The sequence below is a fragment of the Curtobacterium uvaldense genome (assembly GCF_028307415.1).
Lineage (GTDB): Bacteria > Actinomycetota > Actinomycetes > Actinomycetales > Microbacteriaceae > Curtobacterium.
In genome coordinates, this window is record NZ_JAQMHU010000001.1 from 149079 (window position 1) to 170338 (window position 21260).

General features: G+C 73.2%; 18 protein-coding genes. 11 read left to right on the forward strand and 7 right to left on the reverse strand.

Going from position 1 to position 21260, the window contains the following annotated elements; translation table 11 throughout:
• Positions 1 to 80: 80 nt before the first annotated feature.
• From PIJ49_RS00830 to PIJ49_RS00840, 3 genes are read right to left on the reverse strand one after another with little or no spacing between them, the layout of a single operon-like run.
• Entirely contained in the window at positions 81 to 812 is a 732-nt protein-coding gene (locus tag PIJ49_RS00830) for a glycosyltransferase family 2 protein (protein ID WP_271825259.1), read from the reverse strand.
• Positions 809 to 2158 carry a bifunctional PIG-L family deacetylase/class I SAM-dependent methyltransferase gene (locus tag PIJ49_RS00835; RefSeq protein ID WP_271825260.1) on the reverse strand — a complete coding sequence of 450 codons (1350 nt, stop codon included), beginning with the start codon at positions 2156 to 2158 and terminating at the stop codon, positions 809 to 811. The genes PIJ49_RS00830 and PIJ49_RS00835 overlap by 4 nt, the downstream gene beginning before the upstream one ends.
• Positions 2155 to 3195 carry an acyl-CoA dehydrogenase family protein gene (locus PIJ49_RS00840; RefSeq protein WP_271825261.1) on the reverse strand — a complete coding sequence of 347 codons (1041 nt, stop codon included), beginning with the start codon at positions 3193 to 3195 and terminating at the stop codon, positions 2155 to 2157. The genes PIJ49_RS00835 and PIJ49_RS00840 overlap by 4 nt, the downstream gene beginning before the upstream one ends.
• A gap of 143 nt (positions 3196 to 3338) precedes the next feature.
• Here PIJ49_RS00840 and PIJ49_RS00845 point away from each other — a divergent pair, with 143 nt between their 5' ends.
• From PIJ49_RS00845 to rplL, 4 genes are all read left to right on the forward strand, one after another.
• Positions 3339 to 4073, forward strand: coding sequence for a response regulator transcription factor (locus tag PIJ49_RS00845; RefSeq protein ID WP_368859905.1), 735 nt, complete (start codon positions 3339 to 3341; stop codon positions 4071 to 4073).
• Positions 4070 to 5518: a sensor histidine kinase gene (locus PIJ49_RS00850; protein WP_209685066.1), complete on the forward strand. Its 1449-nt coding sequence runs from the start codon at positions 4070 to 4072 to the stop codon at positions 5516 to 5518. Before PIJ49_RS00845 ends, PIJ49_RS00850 begins: the two co-directional genes overlap by 4 nt.
• Positions 5519 to 5784: 266 nt before the next feature.
• Positions 5785 to 6300 carry a 50S ribosomal protein L10 gene (gene rplJ / locus PIJ49_RS00855; protein ID WP_058727460.1) on the forward strand — a complete coding sequence of 172 codons (516 nt, stop codon included), beginning with the start codon at positions 5785 to 5787 and terminating at the stop codon, positions 6298 to 6300.
• Positions 6301 to 6351: 51 nt separating this feature from the next.
• Positions 6352 to 6735: a 50S ribosomal protein L7/L12 gene (rplL, locus tag PIJ49_RS00860; protein ID WP_066655204.1), complete on the forward strand. Its 384-nt coding sequence runs from the start codon at positions 6352 to 6354 to the stop codon at positions 6733 to 6735.
• 172 nt (positions 6736 to 6907) lie between these two features.
• Here the strand turns inward: rplL and PIJ49_RS00865 are convergent, their stop codons facing one another.
• Complete coding sequence (locus tag PIJ49_RS00865) at positions 6908 to 7831, reverse strand: hypothetical protein (RefSeq protein WP_271825262.1); 924 nt, start codon at positions 7829 to 7831, stop codon at positions 6908 to 6910.
• Positions 7832 to 8041: 210 nt separating this feature from the next.
• Complete coding sequence (locus tag PIJ49_RS00870; protein ID WP_209685069.1) at positions 8042 to 9466, reverse strand: APC family permease; 1425 nt, start codon at positions 9464 to 9466, stop codon at positions 8042 to 8044.
• 127 nt (positions 9467 to 9593) lie between these two features.
• Here PIJ49_RS00870 and PIJ49_RS00875 point away from each other — a divergent pair, with 127 nt between their 5' ends.
• The 5 genes from PIJ49_RS00875 to PIJ49_RS00895 all read left to right on the forward strand — a co-directional run bounded on the left by PIJ49_RS00875 (position 9594) and on the right by PIJ49_RS00895 (position 16268).
• Positions 9594 to 11495: an ABC transporter ATP-binding protein gene (locus tag PIJ49_RS00875; protein ID WP_271825355.1), complete on the forward strand. Its 1902-nt coding sequence runs from the start codon at positions 9594 to 9596 to the stop codon at positions 11493 to 11495.
• A 10-nt stretch (positions 11496 to 11505) separates the two neighbouring features.
• The gene (locus PIJ49_RS00880; protein WP_271825264.1) at positions 11506 to 12870 is read left to right on the forward strand and encodes a cystathionine beta-synthase; all 1365 of its coding nucleotides are present in this window, start codon (positions 11506 to 11508) and stop codon (positions 12868 to 12870) included.
• Positions 12871 to 12988: 118 nt separating this feature from the next.
• Positions 12989 to 14134, forward strand: coding sequence for a cystathionine gamma-synthase (locus PIJ49_RS00885; RefSeq protein WP_271825266.1), 1146 nt, complete (start codon positions 12989 to 12991; stop codon positions 14132 to 14134).
• 131 nt (positions 14135 to 14265) lie between these two features.
• Positions 14266 to 15651 carry an MFS transporter gene (locus PIJ49_RS00890; RefSeq protein WP_271825267.1) on the forward strand — a complete coding sequence of 462 codons (1386 nt, stop codon included), beginning with the start codon at positions 14266 to 14268 and terminating at the stop codon, positions 15649 to 15651.
• Positions 15652 to 15698: 47 nt separating this feature from the next.
• Positions 15699 to 16268 (forward strand): substrate-binding domain-containing protein, encoded by a 570-nt coding sequence (locus tag PIJ49_RS00895; protein ID WP_066655196.1) that lies wholly within the window; start codon positions 15699 to 15701, stop codon positions 16266 to 16268.
• Between the two features lie 87 nt (positions 16269 to 16355).
• Here PIJ49_RS00895 and PIJ49_RS00900 read toward each other — a convergent pair whose 3' ends face one another.
• Positions 16356 to 16937: a TetR/AcrR family transcriptional regulator gene (locus PIJ49_RS00900; RefSeq protein WP_066655190.1), complete on the reverse strand. Its 582-nt coding sequence runs from the start codon at positions 16935 to 16937 to the stop codon at positions 16356 to 16358.
• 283 nt (positions 16938 to 17220) lie between these two features.
• On the opposite strand from PIJ49_RS00900, the gene PIJ49_RS00905 reads away from it, so the two are divergent.
• Together PIJ49_RS00905 and PIJ49_RS00910 are read left to right on the forward strand one after the other, a co-directional pair.
• The gene (locus PIJ49_RS00905; RefSeq protein ID WP_271825268.1) at positions 17221 to 18477 is read left to right on the forward strand and encodes a multidrug effflux MFS transporter; all 1257 of its coding nucleotides are present in this window, start codon (positions 17221 to 17223) and stop codon (positions 18475 to 18477) included.
• Positions 18478 to 18545: 68 nt separating this feature from the next.
• Positions 18546 to 20537 carry a helicase HerA-like domain-containing protein gene (locus PIJ49_RS00910; RefSeq protein WP_271825269.1) on the forward strand — a complete coding sequence of 664 codons (1992 nt, stop codon included), beginning with the start codon at positions 18546 to 18548 and terminating at the stop codon, positions 20535 to 20537.
• Between the two features lie 40 nt (positions 20538 to 20577).
• Here PIJ49_RS00910 and PIJ49_RS00915 read toward each other — a convergent pair whose 3' ends face one another.
• The gene (locus PIJ49_RS00915; RefSeq protein WP_271825270.1) at positions 20578 to 21222 is read right to left on the reverse strand and encodes a hypothetical protein; all 645 of its coding nucleotides are present in this window, start codon (positions 21220 to 21222) and stop codon (positions 20578 to 20580) included.
• Positions 21223 to 21260: the final 38 nt, after the last annotated feature.

The window sequence follows — 21260 nt, forward strand, 5'->3', positions numbered from 1 at the left end:
TGCTCGCAGCGGTGTCGCCGTGCGGGCAGCCGCCGACGTTGCGTTCCGCGGAAGGGGCGGGCGGGGGCCGGAGGGGCGGGTCAGCCGGCGTCGCCGTAGGTGCGACGGAGGTGCTCCGCGTACCCACCGGGGGTCCGGCCGGCGAAGCGTCCGCTCGTGACCACCGGGAGCTCGGTCGTCGCCCGGACGTCGAGCCCGAGTGCCCGTGCCCGGTCCACCAGTCGGACGTCCTCGTGCTCGGGCACGGGGTCGAAGCCGCCCAACGCGGTGTCGGCGTCCGCCCGCACGCCGAGGTTCGCGCCGTGCACGTGCCCGATGGTCGCTCCGGGCGGGTGTGCCGCCCGCCAGCGGTCGAGCACCGCGGGGTCGAGGTCGTCCGGGTCGGGGACGACCGCGCCGACGAGCAGGTGCGCTCCGGCGAGCAGGGCGTCCACCTGCTGCACGAGCCAGTCCGGGTGGACGCGCGAGTCGGCGTCGGTGTGCGCGAACCAGTGCCGGCCGGGCGGGGTCGCCCGGGCGAGGGTCCTCGCGTGCGCGGTGCCGAGTGCCCGTGCGCGACCCACGCCGACGCGCGCCGAGGTCCTGACGTGCAGGCGACCCGTCCGCCACACGGGGTCCGCCTGCCGCGCCGTCTCGACGATGTCGGCCGTGCCGTCCGTGCAGCCGTCGAGGACGAGCGTCACGGCGGCCCGGGTCGACGGGTGCGCGTCGTGGAGTGACGTGACGGCGGTCGCCAGTGCGTCGAGGGCGGAGCGGACGGAGGTCTCCTCGTCGTGCACCGGGACGACGACGTCGATGCGGGTGGCGCTCACCGGACGAGCCCCTCGGCCCGGGCGACCGAGGTGACGGCGGGTCCCGGCAGCACACTGAGCACGAAGTCCTCCTCGACGTGCCGGACGAGTGCGGGCCGCGGCCAGCGGGTGGCCAGCCGCGCGTCCACGGTGTCGCCGTCGGTCACCGCGTCGTCGTCCGGGTGGCGCCAGTGGCAGGCGACGAGCACGCCGTCGTCGTCGAGCGTCTCGAGCACCCGGTCGAGGGTGCGGTCGAGGTCGTCCGGCGACAGGTAGTAGCCGACCTCCGAGAGCACCACCAGGTCCCACCGGCCGTCCGGCCACTCGGCGGGGAACGCGGCGGTCTCGAACCGGGCGCCCGGTGCCCGTCGCTCCGCCCGCTCGATCGCGGCGGCAGCGACGTCCGTGCCGAGGACCGCGTCCGCGCGCTCGGTGAGGGCCGCGGTGAGCACGCCGGTCGCGCAGCCGAGCTCGAGCGCCGACCGGAAGCGGGGGCGGGGGAGTGCGGCCAGGGTGACGGCGCGCTTCCGTTGCTCGTACCAGGAGCCGTCGAAGTCCCACCCCTCGGGCTTCCGCGCGTAGTGCGCGTCGAAGGAGTCCCCGGAGCGCGACCGCACCGGCGCGAACAGCCACTCCTCGACCCGCAGGTGGTGCGCCGCGTGACGGTCGTCGACGATCGCCTCGTCCCCGGGTGCTGCCGACAACGGCAGCGTCTGCGACGGGTAGGCGGCCAGCGCCCGGGCCTTCCGGTCACGGACGTCCGCGTCGAGGGTGAGCGTGCGGGCCCGGTCCCACGGTGCGGTCGGAGCAGCCGGGTCGTCCCAGTGCCAGGCCCACACCGGGTACGCGAGCAGGTCGGTGCCCGGCGTCGCGTCGACCACCTGCTCCGCGACCTCGCCGGCGATCCGGTGGTCGCGGTGTCCGTCCCCGCGCCAGGGCGCGACGACGAGCGTCGGACGCGGCGCCCCGGCGAGACGGTGCTCGAGTGCGGCGCGCAGCACGTCGACGTGTTCCCGCACCGCGCCGTCGGGCACGTCGAGCTCGGTCGCGCCGGCCGTCGGGTGCAGCACGCGCAGCGCGGCCCGGAACTCGGCGGCGCGACGGGGCGCGAGCTCGGCGGGTGTCACCGTGGGGGAGTCCGGGTGCGAGCGCTCGCCGCGGGTGACGAGCAGCACGTGGACGGGGATGCCGGCGTCCGCGGCCGTCGCGATCAGGCCACCGGCGCCGAGGGTCTCGTCGTCGGGGTGCGGCGCGACGACGACCACCGAGCCGACACCGTGCAGGTCGACCGGCACCGCGGGCACCGAGCGGAGGAACGCCGTCCACGCCGCGGGATCGGTCCCGGGTTCGCGGTGGTCGAAGCTCACCACGCGACACCGCCGCGTTCGGTGACGATGCGTCCGACCCGGGCGAGGTCGCGCTCCCCGTGGTCCTGCAGCACGTAGAGCCCGAGGTCGGCGACCCGTGCGGCGACCGCGGGGTCGCTCGTCAGCGGGGCGGGGCCGAGCGTCGCGACGACGCGCTGCGACACGGCGTCGACCGCGCGACGGACCCGCGACCGCGTGACCTGCGCCACGAGCGACCAGTCGGTGTCGTCGTCCGACCCGGCCGCGTCGATCCGGGCGGCGGCGGTCGCCAGGGCGTCCTCGGCGTCGGCGAGGTCGAGGACCGTCGCGCCGAGCGCTGCCCGGAGCAGTTCGGCGTCGGGTCGGGCCGCCGCCGCGGACCGCAGCAGCCGGGCGAGCCCGACGGCTCCGCCCCACCAGCAGGCCGCGACGCCGATGCCGCCCCACGCGAAGCCCGGGCGGGTGAGGTACCAGCCGGGTGCGCCGACCGCGGTCGCCCGGACGCCGGTGCAGTCGACCGGGCCGCTCGGGACGTCGGGCATCCCGCGCGCGACCCAGGCATCGTCGTGCGCCGTGACACCGTCCTGTCGCAGGTCGACCGCGAACAGCTGCCGGTCGTCACCGACGTGCGCGGTGACGAGCGCGTGCGAGAGCGTCGACGCGAGCGAGCACCAGGGCTTCGTCCCGTCGAGTCGGACGGCGTCGGGACCGTCGGCGGGGTCAGGGGTCGCGGTGAGCGTCGTCCCCGGCGCCTCGGCCGCGAAGACGCCCCAGGTCGAGCCCTCCGGGGCGGCCGAACCGGCCTGGGCGAGGATGCCGAGCGCGTCGAGGTGCGGTTCGACGGTGCGGGCGAGCGCGACGTCGGCGGCGGCGACCGCGGCGAGGGCCGCGAACGCGCCGCCGGCGGATCCTGCGGACAGGGGCGGAGCGGTGTCGGCCAGCCACCGTGCGAAGGCGAGCCGGTCCTGCGGGGACGAGCCGGTCCTCCCGGCCGCCGCCTCGACGCCCGCGGTGTCGACGTCCGTCACGGACGGGGGCCAGGCCGGGGATCGCAGCATGGTGCCGACGCTACGGGCGACCGCCCGGGCGGCTGCTCGGGAAGCGTCGACGAGCCCCGGGACCGGTCGGACGATCCACAGGACGAGGAGGGCTGGGCCACAGACGGCTCATAGGAACCACACCGATCCTCGATGACGTGACGATCTCCCAGCCCGCAGCAGCCCCCCGCCTCACCCGCGCCGACGGCACGCCGTTGCGCATCCTCGTCGTGGACGACGAGGCCAGCCTCACCGACCTGCTGTCGATGGCGCTGCGCTACGAGGGCTGGGACGTCAGGAGCGCGAACGGCGGTCAGCAGGCCCTCGCCACGGCCCGTGAGTGGCAGCCCGACGCGATGGTGCTCGACGTGATGATGCCCGACCTCGACGGGTTGCAGGTGCTCGGTCGGCTCCGGCAGAACAACGACGACACCCCGGTGCTGTTCCTCACCGCGAAGGACTCCGTCGAGGACCGGGTCACCGGGTTGACCGCCGGCGGCGACGACTACGTGACCAAGCCGTTCTCCCTCGAGGAGGTCGTGGCGCGCCTCCGTGGGCTCATCCGTCGCTCGCAGATCTCGGTGTCGGAGGCCGGTGACTCCCGCATCGTCGTCGGCGACCTGGTGCTCGACGAGGAGTCGTACGAGGTGTCCCGCGCCGGTCGGTCCATCGAGCTCACGGCGACCGAGTTCGAGCTGCTCCGCTTCCTCATGCGCAACCCTCGGCGGGTGCTCTCCAAGGCGCAGATCCTGGACCGGGTGTGGTCGTACGACTTCGGCGGCAAGAGCTCCGTCGTGGAGATCTACATCTCCTACCTGCGCAAGAAGATCGACGCCGGCGAGACCCCGATGATCCACACGGTGCGCGGCGTCGGGTACGTCATCAAGCCGACCTCGTGACGCTCCGACGACGACTCGTCCTGAGCATCGTCGCGATCGTCGTCGCGCTCAGCACGGTGATCGGGGCGGGCAGCATCATCGCGCTGTTCTCGATCCAGCGTGCGGCGATCGACGAGCAGCTCTCGTTCGCGACGACGCGCGCCCAGCGGTCGGTCGAGCAGCAGGGACCGGGCGGCCCCGGGCTCGAGATCGGTCGACCGAGCGGACAGTCGGCCGGCACGTTGACGGCCTACTTCCTGAACGGCAACGCCGTCGTCGGCAGCGTGCTCGACAACGCCGGCGACGTCGACCGGCTGGCGTCCTCCGCCGTGCGGCCGCTCGGGGACGTCACCGTCGACGGCTCGGCCCAGACCGTCGACCTGGGCACCGACCTCGGCCGCTACCGGGTCACCGCGGTGTCGCTCGGGTCCGCGGTCCTCGTCGTCGGCCTGCCGATGGCGCCCGTGTACGAGAGCGTCTGGAAGCTCTTCGGCGTGGTGCTCGTGGTCACCGCCCTCGCCCTGCTCGCAGCGACCGGGGTCGCCGCGGTCGTGGTGCGCCGCTCGCTCCGCCCGCTCGAGCGCGTGGCCGAGACCGCGTCGTCCGTCGCCCGGATGCCGCTCGAACGGAGCGACGCACTCGACGGCGTCCGCGTCCCCGACACCGACCCACGGACGGAGGTCGGCCGGGTCGGGACCGCCTTCAACCGCATGCTCGGACACATCGCGGGCGCCATGCAGGCCCGGGAGCGCTCGGAGCAGAAGGTCCGGCAGTTCGTCGCCGACGCCTCGCACGAGCTCCGCACCCCGCTCGCGTCGGTCCGCGGGTACGCCGAGCTGACCCGACGGATGGGCGCCGACCTGCCGCCGGACGTCGTGTACGCCATGAGCCGGATCGAGTCGGAGTCGGAGCGCATGACGAGCATGGTCGAGGACCTGCTCCTGCTCGCCCGCCTCGACGAGGGCCGCGAGGTCCAGTTCGCCGACGTCGACCTGACCGGTCTGGTGCTCGACGCGGTGAACGACGCCCACGCCGCGTCGCCGGACCACGTCATCGCGGTGGACGTGCCGGACGAACCCGTGGTCGTGCCCGGTGACGCCGCCCGACTCCACCAGGTGGTCGTGAACCTCGTCACGAACGCCCGGACGCACACCCCGGAGGGCACCCGCATCACGGTCGGTATCGCACCCGGCGCCGACGGCGTCGACCTGACCGTGCGCGACGACGGGCAGGGCATCGACCCGGAGTTCCTGCCGAAGCTCTTCGAACGGTTCGCCCGGGCCGACAGCTCACGGTCGCGGAGCGCCGGGTCGACGGGCCTCGGCCTGGCCATCGTCGACGCGGTCGTGCAGGCGCACGGCGGCAGCGTGGCGGTCACGAGCCGACCCGGCGACACGGTGTTCACGGTGCACCTGCCGGCCACGCGGCCGGCGGTCGCGTCCGGCACGGTGACGCCGACCGCCTGACGGTCTGGAGGAACGTGGCGGCGCCGCCCCGCGCCTCCCGTCCGGCGCTTGGTCACCGTCGGATCCTGTGGTACCTTCTTCGAAGCCAAAGACCGCCGGTCGTCTGTGCGCTCGCGCACAGACCGAAGGTCCTCACTCGTGGGGCAGCCAGCGCAGGTGTTCAGATCCACTCCTCCCGTTCGCGGGGGAGCAGCTCCGAGCCTCTGCGCCGGAGCTTTTTTCGTGTGGTGACCAGGGGCTAGCCGGCAAGAACCCCAAGGAGAACCATGGCGAACAAGGAAGCTGCGGTCGCCGAGCTCACGGAAGCATTCCAGAGCTCGAACGCCGTTCTGCTCACCGAGTACCGCGGTCTCACGGTGGCGCAGCTCAAGGAGCTCCGCAACTCGATCCGTGAGCACGCCACGTACGCCGTGGTGAAGAACACGCTGACCAAGATCGCGGCGAACAACTCCGGCATCACCTCGTTCGACGACGAGCTCGCCGGTCCGTCCGCTCTCGCCTTCGTCCACGGTGACACCGTCGCCGTCGCGAAGTCGCTGCGTGCATTCGCCAAGGCGAACCCTCAGCTCGTGGTCAAGGGCGGTTACTTCGACGGTAACCCGCTCACCGCGACCGAGGTGGACAAGCTCGCTGACCTCGAGTCCCGCGAAGTGCTGCTCGGCAAGCTCGCCGGCGCCTTCAAGGCCTCGCTGTTCGGTGCTGCGTACCTGTTCCAGGCACCCCTCTCGCAGGCCGTCCGCACCGTGGACGCCCTTCGCGAGAAGCAGGAGTCCGCGGCCTGACCAGGCACGCGTTCATCAACCACACGTACTAGCTAGTAGTAGGAGAAAATCATGGCGAAGCTTTCGCAGGACGAGCTCATCGAGGCCTTCAAGGAGCTCACGCTCATCGAGCTCTCGGACTTCGTGAAGAAGTTCGAGGAGGTCTTCGAGGTCACCGCTGCTGCCCCCGTCGCGGTCGCCGCGGCCGGTGGCGCTGCTGCCCCCGCCGAGGAGGTCGAGGAGAAGACCGAGTTCGACGTCGTGCTCAAGTCGGCCGGTGACAAGAAGATCCAGGTCATCAAGGAGGTCCGTGGCCTCACGTCGCTCGGCCTGGGCGAGGCCAAGGCGCTCGTCGAGACCGCCGACGCCAAGATCCTCGAGGGTGTCAACAAGGAGACGGCCGACAAGGCGAAGGAGGCCCTCGAGGCCGCCGGCGCCACGATCGAGCTCGCGTAAGTACTGCGTACTGCTCTTCGCGAAGGCCGCTGCCCCTCGGGGTGGCGGCCTTCGTCGTGCGCGGGGCGCTGCCGGCGGTCGGGCGGGCGGTCCGGCGGTCCGCGAGACTCGGCCTCGCGGACACATTCGTGGTTCACGTGCCGCGAAGTTGTCCGCGGGGCCGAGTCTCGTCTCACAGCACCAGCCCGTGCGCCCGGAGGAGGCCCTGGAAACGATCCAGTCGTTCCAGGTGCCACCACGTCACGCGGATGACGGTCCGCACCTCGCTCCGCTGCCGGAGTCGGTCCTCCCGGCGCTTCTCCGCCCAGGCGACCTCACCCGGGTCCCTGCCCGCGAGCATCGTCGGGTCGGTGTACTTGACCTTCCCGTCGAACTCGATGACCGTCCCGCTGTCCGGGAGCCAGAAGTCGACGCGGTCGACGACGTGGTCGTGGCGGAACTCGTGCTGCGGTACCACCCGGTCGATGCCGCTCTCGACCAGCCGGGCGGCCGTGTAGGACTCACCGACGGTCTCGTGCCGAGCGTCGAGCGCCCGCAGCACGGTCTGTGCTCGTCGAGATCCGCGCGCAGGGCCGGCGGGGAGTGCCGTGGCGAGCTCGGACGGCGTCAGCGCACCGGCGCGCACCGCCCCGTCGATCGCCACGGCAGCCACGTGCACGGGCAGCGAGGTCGCGACCGTCGATGCCGTGGTCACCAGGTCCGTGACCGGGACGCCGTCGAGGCGAGCCGGGGCCAGGCGCACCTGCGTGCCACCGGTCGCGTGCAGGACGAGGCCGGCGCGGTGGAGGGTGCGCTCGGCCCCCGGTACCGTCACGTGGACGCGCTCGGGTGCCGGGCCGAGCAGGGGCCATCCGTGCACGAGCGCGGCGGACACGTGCGAGAACGCAGCTCCGGTGGGTACGGCCGGCGCGACCGCCCAGATGCGGACGAGGTGCCGGTCGGCTTCATCGAGCTCGACCCAGGACGTGCGAGGCAGGTACGTGCCGGCGCGGAGCCGGACGAGGAGGCCAGCGCGGTGCTGTCGGCGGAGGGTCCGCGCGCATGAGTCGTCACCGTCGGCGCGCAGCAGGGTGGGTCGTTCTCGGTGGTGTCGCACACCTCCACTGTCGGGCTCCCACTGCGGAACAGGCGGCAGGGGAGGCGATCTGTGGGTCCTGCTGTGGTCGTGGGGACGTGTGGATGGAGCGTGAGACTCGCTCCTGCGGACACGTTCGTGGGTGATCGGGTGCGAAAGTGTCCGCGCAGCCGAGTCTCGGGGCGCGGGCGCGGTCGCAGGCGCGGCGCGGCGCGGCCGGGCGCGGGCGCGTCAGCGCAGGGTGCTGCGGCGGCGGCCGTAGGCCAGGTAGAGCACCGCGCCGGCGAGCATCCACAGGCCGAACGCGATCCAGGTGCCGGCGCCGAGGAAGACCGCGAGGAGCACGCAGCAGAGCGTGCCGAGGACCGGGACGACCGGGAACAGCGGGACCCGGTACGACCGCTCGAGCTCCGGGCGGGTGCGTCGGAGAACGATCACGGAGACGTTGACGAGGGCGAAGGCCACCAGGGTGCCGATGCTCGTCGCGTCGGCCAGCTCGCCGAGGGGGACGAGCGCTGCGCCGACGGCGACGACCACACCCACGATGAGCGTGTTCGGCACGGGGGTGCCCGTCCGGGGCGAGACCCGACCGAACACCGGCGGCACCATGCCGTCGCGCGCCATGGTCAGCAGGATGCGGGTCTGGCCGTAGAGCACCGTGAGCACCACGCTCGCGATGGCGATCACCGCGCCGATCGAGAAGACGAGCGCGACGACCGGCTGCCCGGTGACGTCGACCACGATGCGGACGAGCGAGGCCTCGTCGGACGAGAACGACGTCCACGGGCGGGCACCGATCGCGGCGATCGCGACCAGGATGTACAGCGTCGTGACGATCACGATGGACCCGATGATCGCGCGGGGCAGGTCGCGGCGGGGGTCCTTCGCCTCCTCGCCCGCGGTCGATGCGGCGTCGAAGCCGATGTAGGAGAAGAACAACCGCGACGCGGCGGCGGTCACACCGGCGGCCCCCATCGGCGCGAGGGGCGCGAAGTTCTGGGACGAGAAGGCCGTGAACGCGACGACCACGAAGAACACGAGCAGGGCGATCTTCACCACGACCATGAGCGTGTTCACCCAGGCGCTCTCGCGGGCACCGGGCAGCAGCACGGCCATCGCGAGGAGGACGAGCACCGCCGCCGGCAGGTTCACCACACCACCGTCGCCGGGGGGAGCGGCGATCGCGGCCGGCAGGTGCAGCCCGAAGACGCGCAGGGTCTCGTCGACGTACTCGCTGGCGCCGACCGCGACCGCGGCGACCGAGACCGCGTACTCGAGCACGAGGCACCAGCCGCAGACCCACGCGATGCCCTCGCCCATCGTGGCGTAGGTGTACGAGTAGCTCGACCCCGAGGTCGGCACGGCGCCGGCCATCTCGGCGTACGACAGCGCGGAGAGCAGTGCGGCCACGCCCGCGAGCACGAACGAGATCCAGACGGCCGGACCGGCGAGCGGCACGGCCGTCCCGAGCACGACGAGGATGCCGGTGCCGAGCGTCGCCCCGACGCTGATCATCGTCAGGTGCCAGACGCCGAGCGAGCGGCGGAGCGGCTCGCCGTCGACGCCCGCCGCGGCCTCGGCCTGCAGCTGCTCGATCGGCTTCCGGCGAGCGAGCTGGTGACGGAGGGACGTGGGGCGGGAGGGCGCGGACGTCATGGGACCTCGTGATCGGCGCGGGGAAGGGGACGGACGATGGTCGCACGGCCCCTGAACGGGGTCAAATACGCCCACGGCGGAGCCCGCCGCCCGTGTCCGCCGCCGGGGATACGTTGGTGCCATGAGCATGGGCCACGGGATTCGCGGGGGTGGGCCCCGCGGTGGCGGGCGGATCTCGAGCGGCGACGCCGCCGCGCAGCGGGCCGCCAACGCCGAGGCGCCACGGATCCCGCACCTGCTCCGGCGCATCGCGGGGCTGTTCGTGCCGCACCGCCGCGCGATCGTGGTGACCGTCGTGCTCGTGCTCGTCGGTGCGGCACTCTCGGTGATCCCGCCGCTCCTCACCCAGCAGGCGTTCGACCGGGGGCTCTTCCCGCCCTCGGGTCGCCCGGACCTGCCCGTGCTCCTCGAGCTCGTCGGCGCGATGATCGCGCTCTGGATCGCGAGCGCCGGCGTCGGGATCTGGCAGACGTACCTGACGGCGACGGTGGGCAACGAGGTCATGGGCGCCATGCGCATGCGGTTGTTCGCGCACCTGCAGCGGATGGAGCTCGCGTTCTTCACGAGGACGAAGACGGGCGTGATCCAGTCGCGCCTGCAGAACGACGTCGGCGGCGTCGCGAGCGTCCTCAACAACACGATCTCGTCGGTGCTCGGCAACACCGTCACGGTCATCGCGGCGGTCGTGGCGATGCTGCTGCTCAGCTGGCAGATGACCCTGGTGGCGGTCGTGCTCCTGCCGCTGCTCGTCATCGCCCAGCGCCGGGTCGGCCAGGTCCGCGCCCGGATCGCCGCGCAGACGCAGGAGTCGCTGTCGGACATGACCGCGATCACCCAGGAGGCCCTGAGCGTCTCCGGCATCCTGCTCGCCAAGAGCTTCACCCAGCAGCGCAGCGAGACCCGGCGCTACGGGGACGAGAACCGCAACCAGATCCAGCTGCAGGTCCGGCAGCAGATGTCCGGGCAGTGGTTCTTCGCCATCGTCCAGGTCTTCCTGTCGATCATCCCCGCGGTCATCTACGTGGTCGCGGCCCTCCTGATCGTCGGCGACGTCCCGATCACGGCCGGCACGATCGTCGCGTTCACCACCGTGCAGTCGCGCCTGCTGTTCCCGACCGTCGGACTGCTCCGCGTCGTGCTCGACCTGCAGACGTCCGGCGCGCTGTTCGCGCGGATCTTCGAGTACTTCGACCTGCGCCCGGCGATCACCGACGCCCCCGACGCGCAGCGTGTCGACGCGTCGCGCGTGGGGCACGTCGCGTTCGAGGACGTCTCCTTCACCTACCCGGACGGCGAACCGGACAAGCCGACGCTCCGCGGGGTCTCGTTCGAGCTCGAGCCCGGGCAGTTCGCCGCGTTCGTCGGGCCGTCGGGTGCGGGGAAGACGACCATCTCGTACCTGGTGCCGCGCCTGTACGAGGCGTCCTCGGGCACCGTGCGCTTCGCCGGAGCCGACGTGCGCGACCTGGAGCACGAGGACCTGATGCGCCACGTCGGCATCGTGAGCCAGGAGACGTACCTGTTCCACGCCTCCATCGGCGACAACCTGCGGTACGCGAAGCCGGACGCGACCGACGAGGAGCTCGAGCGCGCCGCACGCGCGGCGAACATCCACGAGACCATCGCCTCGTTCCCGGACGGGTACGACACCGTCGTGGGGGAGCGGGGCTACCGACTGTCCGGCGGCGAGAAGCAGCGCATCGCCATCGCCCGCGTGCTGCTGAAGGACCCACCCGTCCTGGTGCTCGACGAGGCCACGAGCGCGCTCGACTCGATCTCCGAGCACGTCGTGCAGACCGCGCTCGACACCGCGGCAGCCGGGCGCACCACCATCGCCATCGCGCACCGGTTGTCCACGATCCGCGAGGCCGACGTCATCTTCGTGCTCGACCACGGGCGGATCGTCGAGCGGGGCGACCACGACGAACTGCTCGCGCGCGGCGGTGTCTACGCCTCGCTGTTCCACCAGCAGGACCAGACGTCGACATCGTTCGTCGCAACCCAGCCGACGGCCGAGCCGGCCACCTAGACTCGGCCGCGTGCGTTACGCGAACTCCGTCGTCGACCTGGTCGGTGACACCCCGCTCGTCCGACTGAACCGTGTCACCGAGGGGATCCGGGCGACCGTCCTGGTGAAGGTGGAGTACCTCAACCCGGGCGGCTCCTCGAAGGACCGCATCGCCACGCGGATCATCGACGCGGCCGAGGCGTCCGGCGAGCTGGGACCCGGCGGCACCATCGTCGAGCCGACCTCCGGCAACACCGGTGTCGGCCTCGCGCTCGTCGCCCAGCAGCGCGGGTACCGCTGCGTCTTCGTGCTGCCGGACAAGGTCGGCGAGGACAAGCGCAACGTGCTCACGGCCTACGGCGCCGAGATCGTCGTGACGCCGACGGCGGTCCCGCCGGAGCACCCCGAGTCCTACTACTCGGTGTCCGACCGCCTCGTGCGGGAGATCCCCGGCGCCTACAAGCCGAACCAGTACGCGAACCCGAACGGTCCCCGGAGCCACTACGAGACGACCGGTCCGGAGATCTGGCGCGACACCGACGGTCTGCTCACGCACTTCGTCGCCGGCGTCGGCACCGGTGGCACCATCTCGGGCACGGGCCGCTTCCTGAAGGAGGCGTCCGAGGGACGCGTCCGGATCGTCGGCGCCGACCCCGAGGGCTCCGTCTACTCGGGCGGCACCGGTCGGCCGTACCTGGTCGAGGGCGTCGGCGAGGACTTCTGGCCCGGCGCGTACGACGCCGGCGTCCCCGACGAGATCATCGCCGTCACCGACGCCGAGTCCTTCGCGATGACCCGACGGCTGGCGCGCGAGGAAGGGCTGCTCGTCGGCGGGTCGAGCGGCATGGCCGTCGTCGCGGCGCTGCGGGCCGCACGCGACCTGACGGAGGACGACGTGGTCGTGGTGCTGCTGCCCGACGGCGGCCGTGGGTACCTCGGCAAGATCTTCAACGACCGGTGGATGCGCTCCTACGGCTTCGCCGAGACCGACGACGCCCGCACGGTCGGCTCCGTCGTCGCCGGCAAGGACGGCCGACTGCCCGACCTCGTGCACGCACACCCGTCCGACACCGTGCGCGACGTGGTGGAGATCATGTCCACGTACGGCGTCTCGCAGATGCCCGTGCTGAGCGCCGAACCGCCCGTCGTGATCGGCGAGGTCGTCGGTGCGGTCGCCGAGAAGGACCTGCTCGAGCAGGTCTTCACGGGCACCGCCGCGATGACCGACGCGGTGAGCGGCTTCGTCGGTGACCCACTGCCCCTCATCGGCATCGGTGAATCGCTGTCCGCAGCCCGCCGGGCGCTCGAGACGGTCGACGCGCTGCTCGTCGTCGACGACGGCAAGCCCGTCACCGTCCTGACCCGGCACGACCTGCTCACGTCGCTCTCCGAGTGACACCGGGCGCTCGCCCACACCGAGCGCCCGCCCGCACCGACACCGAGCGCCCGCCCGCACCGACAGCGAGCGCTCGCCCGCACCGACCCCACCCCGACCCCACGAGGAACCCCAGCGCATGACCGAGTTCGCCACCCGCGCCGTCCACGCCGGCCAGGACCCCGACGCCACGACCGGTGCCGTCATCCCGCCCATCCACGTCACGAGCACCTACGTGCAGGACGGCGTCGGGAACATGCGGAACGGCTACGAGTACTCCCGCGGCGGCAACCCCACGCGCGACGCGCTGCAGACCCTGCTCGCCGACCTCGACGGCGGCGTTGCGGCGTACTCGTTCGCATCGGGCCTGGCGGCCGAGGACGCCCTGCTCCGCGCGTACCTCGAGCCCGGCGCCCGCGTCGTGATGGGCAACGACGTGTACGGCGGGACGCACCGGCTGGTCAACCGCCTGCACGTGCCGTGGGGCGTGGAGCTCGTGGTCGTCGACATGAGCGACGTCGACCGGGTCCGTGCAGCGCTCGAGGGCGCCCCGGCGAAGACGGTGCTGTGGGTGGAGACCCCGACGAACCCGCTCATGAAGATCGCGGACATCGCGCTCCTCTCCGAGGTCGGTCACGCCGCAGGTGCCCTGGTCGTCGTCGACAACACGTTCGCGTCGCCGTACCTGCAGCAGCCGCTGTCGCTCGGCGCCGACGTCGTGTCGTACTCGACCACGAAGTACCTCGGCGGGCACTCCGACGTCGTCGGCGGCGCGGTCGTCCTGCGGGACCGCGAGTTCGCGGACCAGGTCGGTTTCCTGCAGTTCGGCGCGGGCGCGATCGCGTCGCCGTTCGACGCCTTCCTGACGACCCGGGGGATCAAGACGCTGCCGGTCCGGATGGAGCGGCACTCGTCGAACGCGCAGGCCGTGGCGGAGGCGCTCGTCTCGGCGCCCGGCGTCGAGCGGGTGTACTACCCCGGTCTCGCCGACCACCCCGGACACGAGGTCGCCGCGAAGCAGATGCGCGGCTTCGGCGGCATGCTCTCGGTCGCCCTGTCCGGCGGACCCGAGGCGGCGAAGCGCTTCGTCGAGTCCACCGAGGTCTTCACGCTCGCGGAGTCCCTGGGCGGCGTCGAGTCGCTCATCGGGTACCCGAGCGAGATGACGCACGCGTCGGTCAAGGGCACCGAGCTCGCCGTCCCGGAGAACGTCGTCCGCCTGTCGGTCGGCATCGAGGACCAGGGCGACCTGGTCGCGGACGTGCTGCAGGCACTGTCCCGGTGACCGCGGCCGGGTGACCGCGGCCTGCTGACGCAGACGTGACGGACGGGAGGCTCCCCACCGGACCGGTGGGGAGCCTCCCGTCCGTCATCAGGACCTGACGGATCGTCGGTGCGCGCCCCTAGGCTGGCCCGGTGAGCAGTGTGGCGACGAGGTCGGGGATCCTCAGCGGGCGCTACGCGCTCGCGACCCTGGGGATGGTCGCCATCGTCGGGGTGGCCGCGTTCCAGAACCTCGCGATGACGACGGTGATGCCGGAGATCAGCCGCGACCTCGACGGGCAGACGCTCTACGCGCTCGCGTTCGCGGCCCCGCTCGCCGCCGGCGTGCCCGGGATGGTGCTCGCGGGGACCTGGACGGACCGCTCGGGCGGCCGCGTCGTCGCCTGGGTGTCGGCGCTCTTCTTCGCCGTCGGGACGGCCGTCGTGATGACCGCGCCGACGATGGAGGTCTTCCTGGCCGGTCGCCTGGTCGAGGGCTTCGGAGCCGGTGCGATCGACGTCGTGCTCTACGTGCTCGTCGCCCGCATCTTCCCCGCCGAGCTGCACGGTCCGGTCTTCGCCGGGTTCGCCGCGGCCTGGGTCGTCCCGGCACTCGTCGGCCCGGCGCTCGCCGGGGTCGTGACGGAGGTGTGGGGGTGGCACTGGGTCTTCGCCGGCGCCCTCGTCATCGCGGTCGTCGCGTTCGCCCTCCTCGTCCCGACACTGGCACGCCTGCACGCGCCGCCGGTCGAGCGCCGACCCCCGTGGCAGGCGGGGCGCATAGCGTGGTCGGTCGCGGCGGCGCTCGCGATCCTGCTGCTCAACGTCGCGCCGGACCTCGGTCCGTGGGCACGAGTCGTGGCCGTCGTCATCGGCGTCGTCGGCGCCTGGGCGGCGCTGCGGCCCCTCCTGCCGGCCGGGACCTTCCGGGCGGCCGCGGGCCTGCCGTCCGTGGTGCTGTTGCGCGGCCTGGTCGCGGCGGCGTTCTTCGGCAGCGAGGCCTACGTGCCCTTCCTGCTGCAGGCACGGCACGGCCTCAGCGCCTCGGCGGCGGGGCTCGCGCTGACCGTGGCCGCCCTGAGCTGGGCCGGGGCGAGCTGGCTGCACGGTCGGCTCGGGGAGCAGCGGCTCACCGCGGCGCGGACCTTCGGCGCCGGACTCACGCTCGTCCTCGTCAGCCTGCTCGCCGCGCTCGCCGTCGCGGTGTGGGGGTTGCCGTGGTGGCTGCTCGTGGCCGGGTGGTTCGTCGGCGGCGCGGGCATGGGCGCGATGTACCCGCGGCTGTCGATGCTGACGCTCCGCTTCTCGGGCGAGGGCGACGACGGGTTCGCGAGCTCGGCCCTGACGATCGCCGACGCCTCGGGCAGCGTGGTCGGCCTCGCCGTCACGGGCCTGCTCTTCGTCGGCAGCGGGGGAGCCGACGGCGACTGGTCGTTCCCGCTCGTCTTCGTCGCGATGACCGCGATCGCACTCGTCGGGATCGTCGCGGTCCGGCGCCTCGGTCCCGTGCCCGCACCGCCGACCCCCGGCGCCGAGTGACCCGCCCCGCGGTAGCGTGGGGCACCGGATCGAGCGGAGGTCACCGGGTGCGCACCGTCGTCGTCGCCGTCCTCGTGGCGGCGTCCCTCGCCCTGACCGGGTGCCAGGGACCGACGACCGCTGCGCCGACCCCGGTCCGCAGCACCGACCTCACCAGCTCCGACGGCGGGTTCGCCGACGACGCCGTGGTCGGCGCGGTGCTCGCGCCCGGGGACGACGCGCTCGCCGCGGACCTCGAGCGCGGGCTCGACCGTGCCGGGTTCTCGCCGGACGTCCGGGTGGTGCCGTCCTCCGGTGCCGCGGCCGAGCAGGCCCGTGCCGTCGACGCGCTCGTCCGCGGTGGAGCGAAGGCGCTGCTCGTGCACGCCGTCGACGCCGACGCGCTCGCGGAGGCGGTGCAGACGGCGCACGACGCCGGTGTGGTCGTGGTGTCGGTCGGTGCGTCGGTCCCGGCGAGCGGGACCGGCGGTGACGGTGTCTCCGCCGACCACCGCGTGCCGGCGGCAGCGGATGCCGGGACGACCGCCCGGGCGGCGGTCGAGGTCGTCCGGTCGCTGCAGCGCGGCGAGCAGCCGGACACGGGAGACCGCCGCGGGCGCAGCGGCGCCGGGGACTGACGTCGGGACCCGGGCCGGCGGACCGTCGCGATCAGCGTGACCGGGCGAGGGGCCGGGCTCGGGAGCGGGGCCGTGTGCCGGCTCGGCTCAGTGCCACCAGGCCGGGAACGACAGGGTGATCGTCTCGACCAGGGACCTCCGGGAGCGTCGGGGTCCGGCCAGCCACGCCTCGATCGCGCCGACGAAGCCCTGCGCCACGAACCCGGCTGCGACGTCGTCGAGCAGGGGCGGGCGTGACGCGGGGTCGAGCTCGCGGATGTGCTGCGCGCTCGACACCGTGAAGTGCTGGACGAGCAGGCGGTGGAGGGAGGCGTCCTCGGTGTCCGGCAACCCGCGGGCGTAGATGTCGCGGTGGGCCACGACGTGCTCGACGACGGCGTCGATGCCCCGGCGCGTGATGGCGGCGAGCTCGTCCTCGCCGGCCCCGCGGGCGGAGGCGGTCCGGCGAGCCTCGACGTCCTCCTCGCGGATGCGGTCGAGCTCGGGCGTCAGCACGTCGGCCAGGAGCGATCCGGGGGAGACGGCGTGCGAGTAGAACGTGGCGCGGTTGATGCCGGCTGCGCGCGTGACGTCGGCGACCGTGATGGCGGAGACCGGGCGGTCGGCTGCGAGTCGGAGGACCGCCTCACGCAGTGCTGCCGTGGTGTGCACGATCCGGGCGTCGACCACGACACCACCCCCTCTTCGTTCCGTCCGCACGAGGCGGCTGTCGAGCAGTCCGACGTTACCGCACGGCGACCGCGCGGACTGGACGAGGAGCGCAGTGTGACGGGCGCGTTGCGGTCGGGGCGTCGCGAGAGCGCTCACGCAGCCCGTAGGATGGTTCCGGGGCCGAATCGATTCGAGTCGATCCGCCCCGGTCCTGCTCGGTCGGTCCTGACGTCCACCACGTCGACGGCGACCGGCCCCGATCCCGTCTCTCCTGCACCCGACCCCCTGTGAAGGACCGCTCGTGACCGCGCCCGCAACCACCGGCTCGCTCCGCGTCGTGCTGCACCCCGGTGACTCGCTCACCCGGCGGCAGCGCCTCGTCTACGTCTTCGTGCTCGGCGCGCTCACCGCGCTCGGGCCGTTCACCATCGACCTGTACCTGCCGGCGTTCCCGTCGCTCGAGCGCGAGTTCGGCATCAGCGAGGGTGCGGTGCAGCTCACGCTCACCGCGACCACGCTCGGGTTCGCGGTCGGGCAGCTGCTCGTCGGGCCCTGGAGCGACAAGGTCGGCCGGCGTCTGCCGCTCATCATCGCGACCTCGGTGCACGTCGCGGCGTCGGTCGGCGCAGCGCTCGCGCCGAACGTCGAGGTGCTCGCGCTCTTCCGCGTCCTGCAGGGCATGGGGGCCGCGGCCGGCGGTGTCGTCGCGATGGCAACCGTGCGCGACCTGTTCGGCGGCAAGCCCCTCGTCCGGATGCTCTCGCGCCTGGCGATGGTGAACGGCCTCGCGCCGATCCTCGCGCCGCTGATCGGCTCGCAGATGCTGCAGTTCGTCAGCTGGCGCGGCGTCTTCGTGTTCCTCGCGTGCTACGGCGCAGCCGTCGTCATCGCGTCGTCCCTGCTCATCGTCGAGACCCTGCCGCCGGCTCGGCGGAAGGAGGCCGGCCACTCGACGATCGGGCAGCGCTACGAGGCCCTGCTCTCCGACCGGATCTTCGTCGGCGTCGCGCTCATCGGGGCGATGGTCTTCAGCGGGCTCTTCTCGTACCTGTCGGCGTCGCCGTTCCTGTTCCAGACGGTCTACGGCCTCGACGCGCAGCAGTACGGCCTGCTCTTCGCCGTGAACTCGATCGGCGTCGTCGTCGGCGTGCAGGTGTCCTCGCGCCTGGCGCAGCGGGTCGGCCCGCAGTGGATCCTCGCCTGCTCGACGGCGACGCTGTTCGTGTCCGCCGTCGCGATCGTCGTGCTCGACCAGCTCGGTGCGGGTCTGGTCGGGGTCCTCGTGCCGCTGTGGTTCTTCATCGCGGCCTGCGGGTTCACGTTCCCGCTCGTCCAGGTGATCGGTCTCGCCGCGCACGGGAAGGAGGCCGGCACCGCCGCGTCGCTCCTCGGCGCACTGAACTTCGGGGTCGCCGGGCTCGTCTCGCCGATCGTCGGGTGGCTCGGCATCACCGCGGCGACACCCATGGCGAGCGTGATGGCCTGCACGGCGGCGGTCGCCGTCGTCGTGCTCTGGGTGGTCGTCCGGCCGCGGACCGTGCCGGCGCTCTCGCACTGACACGTCGCACAGCCGGACGTCGTCACGACGAGCGGACCGGAGGGTCGACGCGTCCGTAGGCTGCGGACATGACCGACGCGGTGGAGCAGGCACGGGCAGCGGCAGCAGCGGCGCAGGCGGCGGCCGAGGAGGCACGGCGGCTGGCGGACGAGGCGGCTCGTCGGGCCGAGGAGCTCGCGGCGGCGCTGAGCCGCGCGGCCGACGCGAGCGCGGTACCGGAGGCGACCGGGGTGCCCGACGCGAGCACGGCCGCACGCGGGACGACGCCGGGGACGGCCACCGAGCCTCCGGGCCGCGCGCCGCTCGACGCGACCACCACGCCGGAGGCGACGATCGCGTCGACCACACCGCCGAGCGCACCGCAGTCCGGCCCTCTCGGGCCGGAGGCCGTCGACGCGATCCGCACCGGGTACGCCGTCGAGGGCACCGCCCTGGAGCTCGGTGCCCTCGTCAACGGTCGCCCGCTGCCCGACGTCCAGGTCCGGATCCCGCTCGGCATGCTCAACCGGCACGGCCTCGTGGCCGGTGCCACCGGCACGGGCAAGACCCGCACGCTCCAGTTGCTCGCGGAGCAGGTCGCCGCGAACGGCGTCCCGGTGTTCGCGGCCGACGTCAAGGGCGACCTGTCCGGGCTCGCCGTGGCCGGGCAGCCGGACGAGAAGCCCCTCGCTCGCACCGAGGCGATCGGCCAGGACTGGCGGGGCGTCGCGAGTGCGGTGGAGTTCTACTCCCTCGGCGGGCAGGGCACCGGTGTGCCGATCCGGGCGACCGTCTCCGGGTTCGGTCCGCTCCTGCTGGCCAAGGTGCTCGGCCTCAACGCGACGCAGGAGTCCTCGCTCGGGTTGGTGTTCCACCACGCCGAACGCGCCGGGCTGCCGCTCGTCGACCTGTCGGACCTGCGCGCCGTGCTGACCTACCTGGTGAGCGACCAGGGCAAGGCGGAGCTCGCGGAGCTCGGCGGGTTGTCGAAGCAGACCGCCGGTGTGATCCTGCGCGAGCTGGTGACCTTCGCCGACCAGGGTGCGGACCGCTTCTTCGGGGCACCCGAGATCGACACCCGTGCGTTCCTGCGCACCGCCCCGGACGGCCGCGGGATCGTGAGCCTGCTCGAGGTGCCGGGCGTGCAGGACCGGCCCGAGGTGTTCTCGACGTTCCTGATGTGGCTGCTCGCCGACCTGTTCAACGAACTCCCCGAGGTCGGCGACACCGACCGGCCGGCGCTCGTGTTCTTCTTCGACGAGGCACACCTGCTCTTCTCGGGGTCGTCGAAGGACTTCCGCGAGCAGGTCGTCCGCACCGTGCGGCTCATCCGTTCGAAGGGTGTCGGCATCGTGTTCGTCACGCAGACGCCGAAGGACCTGCCCGACGACGTGCTCGCACAGCTCGGCTCGCGGGTGCAGCACCAGCTCCGTGCCCACACGCCGGACGACGCGAAGGCGCTGCGGGCGACCGTGTCGACGTACCCGACGAGTGACTACGACCTGGGGGAGGTCCTGACCTCGCTGGCGACCGGCGAGGCGGTCGTGACGGTGATGAACGAGGACGGCGCACCCACGCCGGTGGCGTGGACCCGTCTGCGCGCGCCGCAGGGATCGATGGACGCGCTGCCGTCGGACGTCCTGGAGGCGCTGGTCGCCTCGTCCCCGCTCCTCGCCCGGTACGGCACCACCGTCGACCCCGAGTCGGCGCGTGAGCTCCTGGCCGCCCGCATGGAGTCCGCCGCCGCGGACGCCGCCGCAGCGCAGGCGCAGGCGGATGCCGAGCAGGAGGCTGCGCGCGCCGCCACGGCGGCGGCGAAGGAGGCGGCCGCGCAGGCTGCGCGGGACGAGCGCGAGCGGAAGGCCGCACAGGCGGAGTACGAGCGGACGCAGCGCGAGTTCGAACGCGCGGAGCGGGCAGCGGCGGGTCGCCGGTCGCGATCGACGTCGACACGGACGTCGCGCTCGGCCGGGCGCACTGCGGACGACCCGCTCGGCGGACTGCTCGGGAACGGCCTCGGGCAGACCATCGCGAAGGAGGTCGTCCGGGGCATCTTCTCGACGCTCCGCCGCCGCCGCTGAGCTGCTGCCGGCCCGGTGCCGCGCGTCGCCTCGGCCGGTCTCAGCGGGTCAGGAGGCCGACGGCCTCGACGGCGAGCAGGCCGGCCACGATGCACGCGGTCGCCGCGCCCACCGCGAGCACACCCCCGCGGCGCTCGTACCAGGTGCGGCTCGTGGGCCAGCGACGGGTGGCCTCGCGGACGTGGACCGGTCGGCGCTCGTGCTCGACCGGCACGCCCAGCACCTCGACCACGCGGTCGAGGGCGTCGTCGCCCCAGACGTCGCCGCGCAGCCGGAAGAGGTGCGTGCCGTCGGCGTCGAACGCGAGGAGCTCACGCGTGGTGCGGTCGGGCGATGCGCCGTACGTCGGGGTGACGACGAGCCGGTCGATCCGCTCGCGGGCGATGCGACGGTTCGGGGTGAGGACCGCGTTCAGGGCGACGACGTCGGCGTCGATGCCGAGGAAGGCCTGACCGAGTCGGACGAAGAGGACCCCGACCAGCACGGCGACGGAGACGACGAGCCCGGCGACGAGGACCCACCAGCGCTCCGGCAGCGAGGCCCAGACGAGCGCGACGGCGAGGGGGACGGCGGAGCAGACCACGCTGAGGACGGTCGACCGGACGAGGGAGCGCCGCGGGCGGAGGACCACGTCGTGGACCGGCGTCCGCAGACGCCCGGCAGCTGACACCGTCGCTTCCCCCACCTGGGTCTCCTCACCCCTCGGGCGCACGGGCAGACCGA